The sequence below is a fragment of the Frankia sp. Hr75.2 genome, assembly GCF_949319125.1.
GTDB lineage: Bacteria > Actinomycetota > Actinomycetes > Frankiales > Frankiaceae > Parafrankia > Parafrankia soli.
Genome location: NZ_CASGGV010000034.1, coordinates 1 through 14,249, shown reverse-complemented (window position 1 = coordinate 14,249; position 14,249 = coordinate 1). Strand labels below are relative to the sequence as shown.

Sequence of the window (14,249 nt, the reverse complement as noted above, 5' to 3'; positions counted from 1 at the left end):
CGGGTCCGTGCCTCGTTGGAGTCGGTCGGCTTGTCGAAGCTGTCAAGCGGCCAGCGCCGCCGGAGCTGGCCGCCTGCTCACATCTACTCCCTCCAGGGATTCACGAGCGGAACTCTCATGGGAGCGAAGTCGTACTCGTTACGGGTGACGAGTACGAGGCTGTGTACCTGGGCTGTGGCGGCGATCAAGGCGTCGTGTGCCGGGCGCCGGTCCGACACGTGGAGCCGTGCTGCGGCGTTGGCCACGTTCTGATCGACGTCGAGCACCCTGCCGGCTCAGTCATCGGACCCGCGTATGGATCGTCATGGTTCTTCCCGAAAACCAGAAGATCTCCGGGGGACCGGAGTGTAGCCCGCACCGCGAAACTGCGAATAGCTTGAGGGGTCTTGGAGCCTGACACCGATCAGTACGGTACTGTACTTTCGCGGGCGTCGATCTTGGTGAGCATTCGGCAGCGCCGGCGTCGTCGGGCTGCCCTCCCGACCCGTCCGACCATGGAGCCGACCCCATTGGTCACGTAGCGTGGTCGCGCGGTGTACCTGACTTCTCGGTACTTCTGTGATCAAGCCTATTACCCATGCTTGGAAGCAACCGTTGGTCGGCCGTACGCCCTGTATGTCCATGGCAACTCCGACACCGCTGGCGCGGTCCGCAGCGTGGAGACGATCGCCACCGGTCTGAAGTGGAAGCGCCTGCGTGAGCCCGTGACAGTGATCGGCACGCCGGACGCGAAGGACCGCGAGGCCTGCTGGGAATTGGGTGCCGCTACCGCCGCGAGCCTGATGTCGTAGTCACGCTGTCGTGGATCGCCTGGGATGACGGTCGACAACGCAATGGCGGCGAACGACCTGGATGGCAGTCGTACCAGGTCCTGCTACGCACGGTCGGGTTCGCCGCGGTCTGGCAGGTTTCGGAGAAATCCGTCAACGAGGTTGCGCAGGCCGAGCGAGTAGGTGTCCCGGCTGGCCAGGCTGGCCCAGCGTTCCGCGAGCGCCGCGAGGTGCGGCAACTCGGTGGCGTCGGCCCCGCGTATGAGGTCGTCGCGCCGGGCCGGACCGCGCTTTTCGGCTCGCTGTTGGTCACGGTTTGCCCGGACGAGGATCTCGCCGGCGGTGTAGTACCAGATGCTCCGGTACAGGTCGACGGCCTGCTCCGGTGTGCATCCGCACTCGATGGCCCCGGCAAGGAGCGTTTCCACCATCCACAGCGCTGCCCGGCCCACCTGATCGTCCTGGATCAGAACCCCGACGACCCACGGCCAGGCGGCCAGCGTCTCCCGGATGACCGTCGCGGCCGTGATGATGCGTTCTCGTGGGTCGGCTGGCATGGCAGGGCGGGGCATCTGCTCCGCATAGTCGTCCAGGAGTTGTGTGAGCAGGTCGTCCTTGTCGCGGACGTGGTGGTACAGAGTCGTCGACGCGGTGCCGGCCTCCGCGGCGAGTCGGCGCATGGTCAACTTTTCCCAGCCGTCCCGGTCGATCAAGCGGCGGGCCGCCGCGATGATGTCCGCGCGGGAGGTGCGCGGCGGGCGACCCATCCGCCCGCGAGCCGGGGCCGAGGGATCTGCCGCTGTCACGGTTTCATCATGCCCCGGCTCGACGGCGCTGCCGGTGAGTGTCCTGGATCACGTTGTTGGTCGCTGCTCGACTCCAAGGGCTGCCTGAGCTACTTTTCGAACATGTTCCTAAAGTCGCCGTCGATCGGTCGGCGCGCTCCCAGTCCAACCGCCGTCATGCCGGAGACCCCTCGCACGTGCCCAGGAGGCCCGCCGATGGACCTGACTCCTGTCGACCTGCTCACCGCTGTGCTGCGCCTGCGCCCTGGCAGGGCTGTCACCGTCGAAGAACGGCGGATGGATGCCGATGACGAGGGCTGGACGGTCGCCCTCACGCACGCGGAGACCGACCACGACGTCCACAGCGACCACTGGGAAGTACATCCCGAAAGCGACGAGGCTGTGTGCGTACTGTCCGGGCAGGCCCGCCTCTATCTGAGGCAGGGGGAGGCCGAGGGCGCGCAGGTTGTGGTCACCCTGGCTGCCGGGACCGGCTTCGTCGTTCCGCGCAATCGCTGGCACCGCTTCGAACTGGATGCTCCGAGCGATCTGATGAGCATCGCACTGCGCCTCGGCTCCCGGTTGGAGAGGCGGGCGTGACGGACTCCCGGACCATTGTTCCCACCACCCCGGCGGACCGGGCAATCCCGGGGTACCCGTCCGAGCAGTCCGCCCGGTGGCTTCTCGTGGTCGTGTTGCTGGTACAGGCGATGGTGGCGCTGGACACCTCGGTGGTGAACGTGGCGCTGCCGCACATCCGGTCCGCGCTCGACTTCAGCCCAAGCGGCCTGACCTGGGTGGTCAATGCTTACTCGCTGACGTTCGGTGGCCTGATCATGCTGGGCGGCCGGATCGGCGACATGGTCGGGAGGCGCCGGGCGCTGCTGGCCGGGCTCGTCGTCTTCGGGGTGGCGAGTCTGGCCGGAGGGCTCGCCCAGAGTTCGGGGGAGCTCATTGCTTTCCGGGCCATGCAGGGTGTCGGCGCGGCCGTCCTCGCTCCCATCGCCTTCACCCTCATCACGGTATACGTCCCCGCCGGGCCGGAGCGGGCCAGGGCGCTCGGGCTGTGGGGAGCGGCAGCCGCGGTCGGAGGCGCGGTGGGCGTGCTTGCCGGGGGAGTGCTGACCCAGTGGGCGGGCTGGCGGATCGTGTTGTTCCTGAACGTGCCCATCATGGGGTTCCTGCTGGCGGCAGCCCGCCGCGGCATCCCCGCTGATCGTCGGGAAGGGCCGGCGCCGCGGCCGGATGTCGTCGGAGCGCTGCTGGCCACTGCCGGAACCTCGATGCTGGTCCTCGGAGTCACCCGCACGGACATCCACCCCTGGGGATCGGCGACGACGCTGCTCACCCTTGGCGTGGCCATGCTCCTGCTCACGGCCTTCGCCGTGGTCGAGACCCGCGTGTCGGCGCCGCTGCTGCGGATGCGGCTGCTCACCCATCGCTCAGTCGTCGTCGCCAACCTGTTCGTGTTGCTCCTGTTCTCCGGCCAGTTCGCTGCCTTCTACTTCGTCTCGCTCTACCTCCAACAGGTGCTGGACTATTCGGCGGCAACCACGGGGGCCGCATTCCTACCGTTCTGCGCCGGCATGCTGCTCGGGTCGACCACGGCGTCCCGCCTGGCGACACGGGTCGAGGGACGCCTCCTCCTGGCTGTTGGCGGGGCGCTGGCCGCAGTCGGGTTCGGCTGGTTCGCCGCGGTACTCGGAGCACACGGGAGCTTCCTCATTTCCATCCTTGGGCCCTCGATCGTGACGAGCACCGGAATCGGCCTGTGCGTGGTTCCGATGGGGACTGCCGCGACAGTTGGTATCGCTCCGGCCGAGGCGGGGATGGCCGCTGGACTGATCACCAGCTCACGTCAGATCGGAGGCTCGATCGGCCTCGCGGCCCTGGCGACCGTGGCGATCGCGGTGACCGGCCGTCATGATGGCGGCGCCCGCGCCGCTCTCGCTGCCGGGTATGCGACTGCCGTAGGCGTCAGCGGTCTGCTTCTCGGCCTCGCCGCGGTCCTCGCCTTCATCGCCCTGCCAGCCAGGTCCTCCAGATCAGCCACGCCGGAAGCTAGCCAGCGCATGCCGACTGCCGGCGAGCCGATCCGGCCGGTTCACGCGGGTGTACCCGACAGCTGGCAACCGCCGGCAGACGGCCAGGGGCAGGAGGATTAGGCGGGCACATAGCCCGGCAGGGCGTTCCGGGGCAGAACGCGGTGTCACCGGGGCCCCGCGCGTGATCGCGTCCGACCGGGACGATGGCCACGCGGCCCGTGACGGCGAGCGTCGTGAGACACGTGGCGTGACCGTATGAGGCACGCGACTTTCCGCAAGTTCTGCGACCAGATCTACTATCCCGTGCTTGAGGCAACCGTAGGCCGGCCGTACGCGCTCTACGTCCATGGCAACAGCGACACCACCGGCGCGATCCGTGGCGTCGAGACCATCACCACGGGGCTGAAGTGGAAGCGCCTGCGGGAGCCGCTGTCGATCGTCGGCGAAGTGGACGCCGCGGTACGCGAGGCCTGCTGGGAACTCGGCGCCACGGCCGCCGCTAACCTGATGTCGGCGTGATCAGTCGGCACGTGGAACGCGAGGGACTGGTGGAACAGGATCAGGAGAATTCGGGTGGCCGTGCCGCGGTTCGGCGGGCTCGATGAGCAGGGCTAACCGCAAGGCCGTGTAATGAGGTCGGGGCTGGTGGTGTCAAGGTCTGAGCTTCGAACAACGCCCGCAGCGGCGCCGGGCCGAGGCGTCGGCGCGCCTGTACTGGCAGGGCCAGGACCGCAGGACCCCGAAGCGCATCAACGCCCTGATCGCGGACATTAAACGCGATTCGGAAGGACAGGGGATCGGCAAGACCGAGCTGCTACGCAACAACCTCGCCGGCCTGCGCTCCGCAGCTTGCGAGCCTTGCTAGAGGAGGGCTGCGTTGAGCCTCGTTAGAGAGCCGCCAGATCGGCGTCCGCTTGGGTGAGTCGCCAGACCGAGGCAGCCAGCTTCTGTTCAAGGTCGGCACGCGCCTCTGGCCCGAGCCGGCTGCGGCGCTGGAGTTCTGCGAGACCGCGCTGGAGATCGTTCTCGATGGACCTGCGGCGCCTTTCGTAGACTGCGAGGGCCTGCTCTCGCTCCTTGGGTATGGCAGGGTCCTGCGGATTGTAGCGAAAAGTACGTTCGCAGGAATCACGCCAAGCGACCAGGGATCCGGTCTTTACGTCCCCGAATCCGGGTATTTCCATCACCCTGGCCTGGTTCACATCTGCCGCGGTGTTGACACCGTACGCGACAAGCCGCTGCTTGAGGTTCGGGCCGATTCCCCTGATCGAGGCACTGCTGACGTACTGTCGTTCCAGATGGCGGCGCAGCTGACGGTCCCGTACGGTGCGGTCAAATTCCGCAAGTGTCTGTCCCTCACTCCTGGAGATTTCCACGGTGTACTCAGAGTAGATCCTGGAAAGCGAATCATAGAGATTCTGAAACCCTGCAGGGCCGGCTTCCTCCGCCTCGCGAACCGCGGCTGCATGCGCATCTCGCGCTTGTTTTCTGGCCAGCAGGCGCACGTTCCTCTCCTGGTTCCTGGGCTCACTGCGGTGCTTGAGCCAGCGGCTCGCCAGAACGGGCAATACCAACGCCAAAAGCCCAGGCGCACCGGCGACTACTATCGACGCAAAAACCAGTCCGACGACGACCGGCCAGACAAAGAATGGTGTTGCCTTTGAGTGCACCGTTGGCGGAAGTGGCCGCGCGACAGGCTTAATCCCGGTGCCTGGTGGTGCGGCGATTTCCTCCGGAGGCGGGACCGCGGATATCTGTGCCCACAACGTTCCGATAGTGACCCGCGCAGCCTGCACCTTCGCGGCGACCTGCGCCCTGACGAAATGCACGATTCCCGAACTGTCGAGGGAACACCAGGGGCATGCCCCCACGTGCGCCAGGTAGGCGTGGTGTGCGTTGACGTGGCATACGGCTGTCTGCGGTCGGAGCCTGTCGAGAGCCGATACCCACTCCCGAGCGGTCGGCCTGCGCTGGATTCCGGGCTCGGTGAACGCCTGAGTGAACATGCCGTGGATCACGTCAGGAAGGATGGTGACCGGGACGGCTATCGGTGGTGGGACCAGCCCGCGCCTGTCGTTGTCCAGAGCGTCGGCAAACCGAAACTGACTGATATCGACGGACATGTCGTTGCCGACGTCGTTGCGGAGCGGGCGGCCCGCGAAGGGGTGACGTCCGCCAAGGAGCAGCTGGAAGATCAGAATTGCCAAACCAAAGCTGTCGTGGTTGGCGGTTCGGATCATCCGGTTGAAGTCGCCGACCGCATGCAGCTCGGGTGGGGTGAAATCTGGGACTCCCACCAGGCAGGGAAAGACTCGGCCATGCGCGTTTACCTGAAATGAATCCGCGTCGATCAGCATCACATGCCCGTTACTTGGGGCGACCATCACCGAGTTCTCGTTGACGTCACCCACGACCAGTCCGCGCTGGTGGACCGCGGCGAAGGCATCCGCCGTGTTCCGCGCCGTGACCAGCAGATGCTTCCACGACAGTTGGGGCTGTTCCTGCTTGCGGTGGCCTGGGTTGTAGAGCTGGTGAACGGGGACGTAGGCACCCGCGATCGGCATGACAAAACCCCGGACGGGACCTCCCCGCTGTACATGCAGGGTCTCCACTGGCCAGGCGACAAATTTCTGGATATCGGCATCTCCGAGGGAGGCCATCACCCGAAGTTTCTCCTGTCGGCCGCCGTCGGGGATCGTGTGGTATACCTTCGCGACGTGGCGTGGGTCTCCGTTGATCTGATGAACGGTACCTTCGCCGCCCTTGCCGAGAGTCAGGCCGAGGGAAAGTTCTTTACCGGTCGACGTGAACAGCCGGGTCGTGCTCACGCCGACGTGCCCGATTTACCTGGTTCGCCACTGGCCGCGGTCGAGTCGACGCTGCCGAGCCAGACCGCGATGGCGAGTGTCTTGTCGTCGTCAGTACGTTCGTTGACCTGCGGCCCTTGCAGGAACCGCGCCAGAGCCAGGCTGAGCTTGTCGAGCAGAACTTCTTCGTCTTCACCCGCGGCAGCTTCGAGCTTCGTAAAGAAAGGCATGAAGAATGGCTCATGTGGTGCGTCTGCGGTGAGGTCGAGCGCGATTCCCTGCAGGCCATCAGTGAATGCCGAGATTTTTGTTGCCATGGAATCAAAGGTTCGGACGGCGAGGATCTCGCGAAAGTTTTCCTGCGTGATGAAGTGCGTCATGTTGGCGTACTCTCCGGCCATGGGAACCACGGCGAGTTCCAGCCCGTTCCCGATGTCGAGGACGATTCCGCCGTCTCCGATCTGGAAGGCCATCGTGCCAAGTCTCGGTGCAGCGAACACACCAAGCAGGGTGCAGGCAAAGTCTCGAGGCCGGAGGTTGTCGCTCGCGGCTCTGGATTCGATTTCGTCGTGTGCTGCCGTCACCAGGATCTCGGCCAGGCTGGCATCCAGCGTGTTCTCTGATTCGCCCATGTGTGACTGGAGAGCCGCTGCCACAGCTGCTATCGCGACCTGTGCGCCTTTGCCACCGTGCTGGGCGCTGCCGGCACCATCCGCGACGACGACCGCGAGCAGCTCGCCGCCGTCCCGGAGAGGATACTGCGCGATGAGGCAGTCGTCGTCGCAGGGCAGACTTCGTTTGATGTGCGAGGTACCGACTTCGGACCTCGCGATGACGCGCCAGGTCAAACGGCGGCCCACCCGGTAGGTGCCGCGAGGGTTGTCTCGGTGCCGACGGCCGAACGGGAGACCGATCCCAGGGAGCCAGACAACCACTGGAAGAGCTCCTGGAACCTGAGTCCCTGCAGCGCGAGCGGCTGTCGGACGGCGATCCGACCGAGGATGTCCATGTTCGCGCCCTGAACTCCGACAGCGAAAAGCGCGAACTCCTTCGCAGCCTCGCCCTCCTGCACAGCTTGGGCGGCCGCATGCCAGTTATCCGTCGGCGTCCCGTCTGTGATCAGAAAGACCCATGGACGATAGTACTTCACCCCGTTATTCCGATATTCGGTCTTGCGGTCACGGAGCAACGACAGCCCTCGGGTGATGGCTTCACCCATCGGGGTGGCTCCCTGTACGTGCAACTCGGGCGCTGTGAACGCCGAGGCGGACACGAAGTCGGTCGCCACCTGCACCGGTCCGAAGGTGATGATCCCGACCTCGACGCGCTTCGCGGCGAGGCTGTCTGCGGTGAGTTCATCCTGGAATGCCCTGAGGCCAGCGTTGAGTTCCTGGATGGGCTGACCGCTCATGGACACAGACACATCCAGCAGTAGGAGACAGGGGCACCGCGGCTCGGGGTTCAGCGCAAAGTCCACCTCGGGCTGGTGTCCAAAGTCGAAGTTGTCGTAGCCGATCTGTTCGGTCATCTCCATCTCAATTCTGTTCGGGTGGGTGTTGCAGGGTGCTCAGCGACGAGGCGTCGGACCGAAAATGCGGTTTCAATAATGCCAAAACGGCGCTCGCGACCGCCGTCGTGTGGCGACGGCAGCGCGATGGCGAAGCTGCCCGTGACGCCGTGCTCGCCGGTCTAGCCGAACCCCCATTTCCGGCGTCGTCGAAGGCAACACAAACCGTATCAAGACGGCCCAACGCCATGTGTCCGGCCGTGTCACATCAGGGCGCAGGGGCGCGGTGGAGGACCCGCTCGCCGGCCATCCACCGGCTGAGCACCTCCCGGTCGATCATCTGGATGCGGTGACGGCGGCCGAACTCCGCGGCCGCGGGGGTGAACCGGCCCGAGGTGACCAGTAACGCGACATCGGCACGGTGATCCGTCCACGCGCAGCCGTTAAAGTCCCGCACCGCGGACGGACCCACAGAGCGACCCGGGTAGTGCTTGCACTGCACCGCGATCCGGGCCATCCGGGGGGTGTGGGCGAGCACATCCACGCCCCCGTCCCCACGACCTCCGACCACGCGCACCTGCAAGCAGCCGTCACGCCTCAGAAGATCCGCGACATGATGCTCGAACTCGGTCGGATTCAGTGCGTCGATGGCGGCCACAGCCGCCCGGCGCCCGCTCTCGCGGATCCCGCGAGCGCGCGCCACGAACAACGCCACTGCCGTCGCGAGCATTACGAGAATCCCGACTGGCAGCGACCACCACCCCCACGCGCCCACAAGGTCCTGGACGAGCCCGGCGACGAAGAAGCCGCCGAAGGCCACTCCCGCCAGCCAGAAAGACGCCCGCTCACGCGCCGACGACCTAGCCCGACGCCTCCTCGGTCGAGGGCCTCGGGACGGACGAGTACGGCGAGCACTCGGGCGCCGTCGACCTACCGGCGAACCCCGCCGACCAGTACCCCAAGCGACCACACATCTACTATTCACGCATCACGCATCGTCAGGTGGCGCTTTTGCTGATCGCCTCGGTCAGACCAGTGCATCAGACGGCGAGCACGACCGGGCAGGGCGGGGCCGCGGCCTCGACGAGCAGCGCAGCCATCCAGGCTGGCCCCCGCACCGTGCAATGCGGCAGCGTGGCGCATGTCCAGGATCAGTGTGGCTCAGGTAGTGGCGGTCCCCTTCGGCGCCACCGCGCAGGCGATCGCGGATGTCGAGGCATGCCTGCCACCGGATGACCCGGCCCGGGCCGTTTGCTGGAGACTCCGCCGCGTTCGAGCTGGGAGATCCGGCTTGTGCTGACGCCCATGTGTTCGGCGACATCTGTCTGGGTCAGGCCGAGGAGTCTGCGTCGGTCGGCGAGGCGGTGGCCGTCGATGTAGGCCTGCTGGAGCCTGCGGGCGTCGGTCAGGGCCTTGTCGCCGCCGGCGTCGGCGACGAGGCCGGCACGGACCTCGTTCCATCGGGGGAATCTGGTCACGAGCTGCCCTCCTCGGCTTCCCGTTCCTTCACATACTCGACGTACAGCGTCTCTGCCCGTGGGATTGCCGTGTGGTACCAGCCGGACCAGTCGCCCGACCTGTCGCCGACCAGCAGGATGGCGCAGCGCCAGGGATCGAAGACGAACGGGGCGCGGATCTTCGAGGTGCCTGCGGAGGCTGGCCTGAGCTCCCTGAAGTTGTGGATCTCCGAGCCGACCAGGCGGTCGACCAAGGGCCGGCCCAGGTGCGATCCGCGGAGTCGAGATCATCACGACAGGGCTGCACGACAGGGCTGAAGTGGAAGCGTCTGCGCGAGCCGCTGTCGATCGTCGGCGAAGCGGATGTCGCGGTACGCGAGGCCTGCTGGGAGCTCGGGGCAGCGGTCACGGCCAGCCTGAGCCCGCATGACCCGGAACAGGCTGTTACGGGGCGAGTTCGTCGATCGTCAGGCCGACGTCATGGAGAATGCCGCGCAGGGTGCCCTTCGCAAGGTCGCGCGTACCGTGCACCGGGACCGTCGTGCCACGCCCGTCCGGGTGCCGCATGATGTGATGGCTGCCGTTGACCCTCGCCACCTTGAAGCCCTGACGCTCCAGCGCGTGGACCACCCGAATGCCTCGGACGGAGGGCACTGACGGCATCAGGCCGCTACGGTGACGGACAACTCTCGGGGAACCCCGAACTCCTCGATCAGCCCGACGAGCGCCTCGCGTAGATCGTCCAGTGCATCCTGTTCGGTGGCTCCCTCGCCGTGGGCACCTACTCCAGGACGTAGCTGCGCATGTGCGCACCAGACGCCGTCCTCGTCGCACTCGACAGTGATCGGAACCGTGACCGTAGTGGTGCGTGGCGCCGCCATGCGTCCACGGTATCCCGACGGCGTCCTGAGCGCGGATCACGCGCTTGCCGCGATCGTGGTCCCGCCGGGCCGCGGCCCCACGGCCTCCGCGCCGCGGACAGGGCGTCGCGGTCGGCCGACAGGAAGATCGTGTCCGGTCGGTCGGCCGGCGGAGAGTCGTAGGGACTCCGGGTCGTGACGACGTCGTGACCAGGGTTCGGCGCATTTCTGCGACTGCGTTTACTATCCGATCTTGGAAGCGACTGTCGGACGGCCGTACGCCCTGTACGTCCACGGTGGCTCCGACACCGTTGGCGCCGTTCGAAGCGTTGAGACGATCGTGACCGGCCTGAAGTGGAAGCGTCTCCGAGACCCTGTGACGGTAACTGGCGCGCTCGACGCGAAGGATCGAGAGGCGTGCTGGGAGCTGGGTGCGACAACGGCCGCGAGTTTGATGCCGTAGCTGACTGGATGATCGGTCGCGGCGGGTGAGGACGTCTCGACCAGGATCTGCGAACCGAGCGTGCCGACGCTGGAGCCGCGGAACAGTGCCAGGTTGACGCCGAGCTGGGCGCGCTGGCAGCGGCGGTGAGCGGCATCCCGACAGCGCTCCGACTCCCGGCCGAGCAGGTCGTGCTGTTCTCCGGCATCCATGCGGGGTCCAAGGATGTGGCGAAGGTAGCGGCCGATCGCGGACACCTTCTGGTCGTTGACCACGTACGTCCAGCCGAGTACGAGACAGACGGGGGAAGAAGCAGCAGGGCGACCGCCCGTACTCGATCTCCGCTAAAGCTAGCGCGACCACCCACCGCACGCCGCCAGCGTCGCGTAGGGGCCCGCTCGCCACGCGCAGATGGCCAGGCCGAAAGCAGGCCGTCCTTGCCCGGGGTCCGAAGGTCGAGCTGCATCCGGGGCTGATGAGTTTCGAGACCTGGCTGGCTAGCTGGCCAGGGCGGAAAGAAAATCGCCGAGCTTTTCAAGGGAAACGGGTGACCCATACTCCCTTGCGTGCAGGGCAGCCCGTACGCCGCCCGAACTCGCTGGGCAGCGCACCGGGCCTACTGTTCGGGAGGGGCGGCGAAACTCAACAGGACGATCGACGGGCGCAGATCGCGCGGGCCGGGCAGGACCGCGATCTTCCGGAGTGTTCTCGACCGCCATGCCCTGCGGCCGAGCGGCGGCTGTAGGTCTTCGGCTGTGGCCACGCCGGGGATCTGCGCGGGCAGGCGGGCGGCCTCGGAGACCGACAGACTGAACGGCATGGGCGGCGCGGTGTAGCGGGCCGACAGGCGGTAGCCCTTCATCGTCCGTTTGCTGAGCGAAGCAGGTATCGAATCGAAGAACAGCTGCCCGCCGGGGAACCGCGCGGCGCACTCGGCAATCAGGGTCATCACCTGGCCGCGTTCCAAGTACATGAACAGTCCCTCGGCGGAGATGAACACGCCGTGCGCCGGATCGGGAGCGTCCATCCAGGTGTGGTCCAGCGCCGAGGCCGGGATCGCGGTCATGCGTGGCTCCTGGGGGAGTAGACGTCGGCGCAGGTCGATCACGGGTGGCAGGTCCACGGACAGCCAGTTGATGCCAGGCCGTCCCAGGCGCCAGTAGGTGGTCTGCAGACCCTCGCCGAGGGCGACCACCGTGGCGGCGGGGCGCCGGTCCAGATAGGTGCGGATGGCGATGTCTAGGGCGAGCGCGCGCAGCGGATGGCTCTGGCTGAGCTTGCCGAATCGCTCGTAATCGTAGTCGATCCCGCGGTAGAGGCGCTCCGCCAGCGGATCGTGGAACGCCGAGCCCGGGTGCATCGACTCCTCGGCGCGGTTGCGCAGCGTCCACAGGCACGTAGCCGCCACACCGTCCAGGGCCGCACCGTCGATCTTGTCATCGGTCATGTTCACTCCAGGTGGATTGGGTCGCGATCCCTGCCCGTCGACGGCCTCATGGGCGGTGCGGCGCGAGACAGGCTGGGCGGCGTCAACGACAGGACGGCACAGGTCCGGGATCAACGCGTCGTGGCTCCAGCGGTTCAACGTCAGCCAACGAGGTGTGCCCGGAGGAACTCGCGGATTTCCACCCGCGCGGCGTCGGCCTGCTGCGCCAAGCCCGGGGTGCTGAGGAACGCGTGCCCCGCTCCGGGGTATTCGGTCAGACGCGTCGACGTCCCGGCCGCTCGCAGCCGTTCGGCGTAGCGGCGGCCGTGATCGGCCAGCGGGTCGTGGGTCGGCACCACCACGAGCGCCGGGGCCAGCCCGTTCAGGCTGTCGGCATACAGCGGCGAAAGCGCGCGCGGGTCGGTTCCCGGCGGAACGGCGAGCCGTTGGAACAGCTGCAGCACCGGCACGGCGAGGGTCGGGGTGCGGGCGTGCTGGGTGACCGAGGCGTGGGCGAGCATCGTCTCGGTCACATCGACGGCGGGGTTGACCAGCACCTGCGCTTTGAGATGCAGGTCGGACTCGCTGGCCCGGATGGCGGTCAGGGCGCTGATCAACGCGCCGCAGCTTTCGCCGAACACGGCCGTCCGCGCCGGGTCGATGCCCCACTGCTCGGCGGCCTGGAGCACATGCTGGAGCACGTCCCAGCCGTCGGCGACGGCCGCCGACAGCGGAGTTCGCCGGCCGAGGAGTCGGTGCTCGACCGAGACGACGACCGCGGGAACCTGGGCGGCGAGGTGGCTGTTGACCCAGTCGCTCTGCACCGCCGTACCCACGAACCCGCCGCCGTGCACGTGGAGCACGAACGGCAGCTCGGCGCCTCCGCCGGCGCGGGCTGCCGGATGATACACCCGGACCGGCAGTCTGCGGCCGGGCAGCGCCACCTCCTGCCAGTCAATCGCGGCGCCGGGATCCGGATCCCCGGTGATCGCCCGCACCGCGCTGGACGCCCGAAAGCGGTTCTCCGCGTCGCGGTAGGCGACCAGCTCCTCGGCCGTCATCTCCAACCAGTCCGGCTCCGACGGACGCCCCGTAGTCATGATCTCGCTCATGGTCTCTCCTGGAAAGGTAGTTCCGCGACCTTCAGTATCGAAACTTACGGTAGCGAAAACCGGTATCGTGTGTCCATGGCATCGGCCATCTCCGCCAGACCACCCGGCCGCCCGCGCGCCGGCGTCCACGCCGCGGTGTTCGCCGCCACGCTGAGCACGGTCCATGAGCTCGGCTACGCGCGCGCCACCGTCGAACGCATCGCTGCGGCGGCCGGTGTCGCCAAGACGACGATCTATCGGCGCTGGCCGTCCAAAGGCGAGCTGATCGTGGACTGCCTTCTGAACGCCTTCGGTCCGGCGCCACTGGAGGGCGCCAGCCGAGCCGAGATCATGTCCTCGGCTATCCGCTGGATCGCGGCGAAGATCGGCGAACCCGGGGTGGGCGACGCGTTCGCCGGCGTGTTCAGTGACGCCGTCAGCGACCCGGCCCTGCGCGAGATCCTGTCCGCGCGGCTGCAGGACCCGTATCGACTAGCACTCCAGAACGCGCTCGGCGAGCCGGAGGCCCGGGTCCTGTTCTTCACCGACGTCGTGGTCGGAACCCTGCTCCACCGGATGGGCATGACCGGCGAGCCGATGGCCGACGCCGACGTCGCCGCACTGGTCGAGATGGTCCTGCCCGCACTTCAGCGAGGCTCCCCGCCCTCCTCGAACCTCGGCTCAGAACGCTCGTCGGAGCCTGGGTAGCCAGATGATCGAAAAGTCGAACAGGCCATCGGCGTCGACTCGCGTGATCACATTGCAGTGGATCGAGTTGGCGGGGGCGACCCGGCGGTGCGGGCGGAAGCCGAGCGCTGGGTGGCGGTGTGTTGGCGATGATCAGGGCATGGACGAGACGCTCGTGGACATCGCGACGCGCGACGCTGTCGCTGTGCTGCGCCAGGCGGGCGGGCAGGCGCCCAGTTCGCCCCGCCGGCGGGCAACGGTGACGCGATCCGTCTTCTCGGTGACCATGGGGGCGTAGCCGCCTCATGGGATACGTGGCGTGACCGTACGGAGCACGCGAGTTTCCACAAGTTCTGCGATTGCATTTACTAT

The 14,249-nt window shown here is 67.1% G+C and carries 18 protein-coding genes and 2 pseudogenes; 8 read left to right on the top strand and 12 right to left on the bottom strand.

The genetic code is table 11. The annotated features are described in order from the left end of the window. Positions 1–83 precede the first annotated feature (83 nt). Positions 84–266 carry a PIN domain-containing protein gene (locus tag AC559T_RS04250; protein WP_498867817.1) on the bottom strand — a complete coding sequence of 61 codons (183 nt, stop codon included), beginning with the start codon at positions 264–266 and terminating at the stop codon, positions 84–86. A 282-nt stretch (positions 267–548) separates the two neighbouring features. Here AC559T_RS04250 and AC559T_RS04245 point away from each other — a divergent pair. Then, a pseudogene (locus AC559T_RS04245) lies at positions 549–791 on the top strand (flavodoxin); the annotation flags it as partial. A gap of 83 nt (positions 792–874) precedes the next feature. On the opposite strand, the gene AC559T_RS04240 reads toward AC559T_RS04245, so the two are convergent. After that, on the bottom strand, positions 875–1,576 hold the full coding sequence (locus AC559T_RS04240; protein ID WP_498867816.1) for a TetR/AcrR family transcriptional regulator: 702 nt from the start codon (positions 1,574–1,576) through the stop codon (positions 875–877). A 195-nt stretch (positions 1,577–1,771) separates the two neighbouring features. On the opposite strand from AC559T_RS04240, the gene AC559T_RS04235 reads away from it, so the two are divergent. The 4 genes from AC559T_RS04235 to AC559T_RS04220 all read left to right on the top strand — a co-directional run bounded on the left by AC559T_RS04235 (position 1,772) and on the right by AC559T_RS04220 (position 4,465). After that, positions 1,772–2,155, top strand: coding sequence for a cupin domain-containing protein (locus AC559T_RS04235; RefSeq protein WP_498867815.1), 384 nt, complete (start codon positions 1,772–1,774; stop codon positions 2,153–2,155). Next, the gene (locus AC559T_RS04230; protein ID WP_498867814.1) at positions 2,152–3,720 is read left to right on the top strand and encodes an MFS transporter; all 1,569 of its coding nucleotides are present in this window, start codon (positions 2,152–2,154) and stop codon (positions 3,718–3,720) included. The genes AC559T_RS04235 and AC559T_RS04230 overlap by 4 nt, the downstream gene beginning before the upstream one ends. Positions 3,721–3,855: 135 nt before the next feature. Beyond that, positions 3,856–4,119, top strand: a complete 264-nt coding sequence (locus AC559T_RS04225) for a flavodoxin (RefSeq protein WP_498867813.1) — start codon at positions 3,856–3,858, stop codon at positions 4,117–4,119. A 139-nt stretch (positions 4,120–4,258) separates the two neighbouring features. Next, a complete protein-coding gene (locus tag AC559T_RS04220) occupies positions 4,259–4,465 on the top strand; it encodes a type II toxin-antitoxin system YoeB family toxin (RefSeq protein ID WP_498867818.1) in 207 nt (68 codons plus the stop codon). A 22-nt stretch (positions 4,466–4,487) separates the two neighbouring features. On the opposite strand, the gene AC559T_RS04215 is transcribed toward AC559T_RS04220, so the two are convergent. The 8 genes from AC559T_RS04215 to AC559T_RS04180 all read right to left on the bottom strand — a co-directional run bounded on the left by AC559T_RS04215 (position 4,488) and on the right by AC559T_RS04180 (position 10,252). After that, a complete protein-coding gene (locus tag AC559T_RS04215; RefSeq protein WP_498867812.1) occupies positions 4,488–6,428 on the bottom strand; it encodes a helix-hairpin-helix domain-containing protein in 1,941 nt (646 codons plus the stop codon). Next, positions 6,425–7,255: a PP2C family serine/threonine-protein phosphatase gene (locus tag AC559T_RS04210; RefSeq protein ID WP_498867811.1), complete on the bottom strand. Its 831-nt coding sequence runs from the start codon at positions 7,253–7,255 to the stop codon at positions 6,425–6,427. The genes AC559T_RS04215 and AC559T_RS04210 overlap by 4 nt, the downstream gene beginning before the upstream one ends. Next, positions 7,252–7,935, bottom strand: coding sequence for a vWA domain-containing protein (locus AC559T_RS04205; protein ID WP_498867810.1), 684 nt, complete (start codon positions 7,933–7,935; stop codon positions 7,252–7,254). Before AC559T_RS04205 ends, AC559T_RS04210 begins: the two co-directional genes overlap by 4 nt. 247 nt (positions 7,936–8,182) lie before the next feature. Continuing rightward, positions 8,183–8,734, bottom strand: coding sequence for a restriction endonuclease (locus AC559T_RS04200; RefSeq protein WP_498867809.1), 552 nt, complete (start codon positions 8,732–8,734; stop codon positions 8,183–8,185). Positions 8,735–9,065: 331 nt separating this feature from the next. Further along, positions 9,066–9,392 (bottom strand): helix-turn-helix domain-containing protein, encoded by a 327-nt coding sequence (locus AC559T_RS04195; RefSeq protein WP_498867808.1) that lies wholly within the window; start codon positions 9,390–9,392, stop codon positions 9,066–9,068. Continuing rightward, positions 9,389–9,625: a hypothetical protein gene (locus tag AC559T_RS04190; RefSeq protein ID WP_498867807.1), complete on the bottom strand. Its 237-nt coding sequence runs from the start codon at positions 9,623–9,625 to the stop codon at positions 9,389–9,391. Before AC559T_RS04190 ends, AC559T_RS04195 begins: the two co-directional genes overlap by 4 nt. Before the next feature lie 190 nt (positions 9,626–9,815). Further along, positions 9,816–10,034, bottom strand: coding sequence for a type II toxin-antitoxin system HicA family toxin (locus AC559T_RS04185; protein WP_498867806.1), 219 nt, complete (start codon positions 10,032–10,034; stop codon positions 9,816–9,818). After that, complete coding sequence (locus AC559T_RS04180; protein WP_091270497.1) at positions 10,034–10,252, bottom strand: type II toxin-antitoxin system HicB family antitoxin; 219 nt, start codon at positions 10,250–10,252, stop codon at positions 10,034–10,036. The genes AC559T_RS04185 and AC559T_RS04180 overlap by 1 nt, the downstream gene beginning before the upstream one ends. Positions 10,253–10,454: 202 nt before the next feature. Between AC559T_RS04180 and AC559T_RS04175 the strand changes: the two are divergent. Then, positions 10,455–10,694, top strand: a pseudogene (locus AC559T_RS04175) (flavodoxin); the annotation flags it as partial. A 595-nt stretch (positions 10,695–11,289) separates the two neighbouring features. On the opposite strand, the gene AC559T_RS04170 reads toward AC559T_RS04175, so the two are convergent. Together AC559T_RS04170 and AC559T_RS04165 are read right to left on the bottom strand one after the other, a co-directional pair. Continuing rightward, complete coding sequence (locus AC559T_RS04170) at positions 11,290–12,120, bottom strand: class I SAM-dependent methyltransferase (protein ID WP_498867805.1); 831 nt, start codon at positions 12,118–12,120, stop codon at positions 11,290–11,292. A gap of 140 nt (positions 12,121–12,260) precedes the next feature. Beyond that, the gene (locus AC559T_RS04165) at positions 12,261–13,211 is read right to left on the bottom strand and encodes an alpha/beta hydrolase (RefSeq protein WP_498867804.1); all 951 of its coding nucleotides are present in this window, start codon (positions 13,209–13,211) and stop codon (positions 12,261–12,263) included. Between the two features lie 75 nt (positions 13,212–13,286). On the opposite strand from AC559T_RS04165, the gene AC559T_RS04160 reads away from it, so the two are divergent. Next, positions 13,287–13,898: a TetR/AcrR family transcriptional regulator gene (locus tag AC559T_RS04160; RefSeq protein WP_498867803.1), complete on the top strand. Its 612-nt coding sequence runs from the start codon at positions 13,287–13,289 to the stop codon at positions 13,896–13,898. A gap of 139 nt (positions 13,899–14,037) precedes the next feature. Continuing rightward, positions 14,038–14,175 carry a hypothetical protein gene (locus tag AC559T_RS04155; RefSeq protein ID WP_498867802.1) on the top strand — a complete coding sequence of 46 codons (138 nt, stop codon included), beginning with the start codon at positions 14,038–14,040 and terminating at the stop codon, positions 14,173–14,175. Positions 14,176–14,249: the final 74 nt, after the last annotated feature.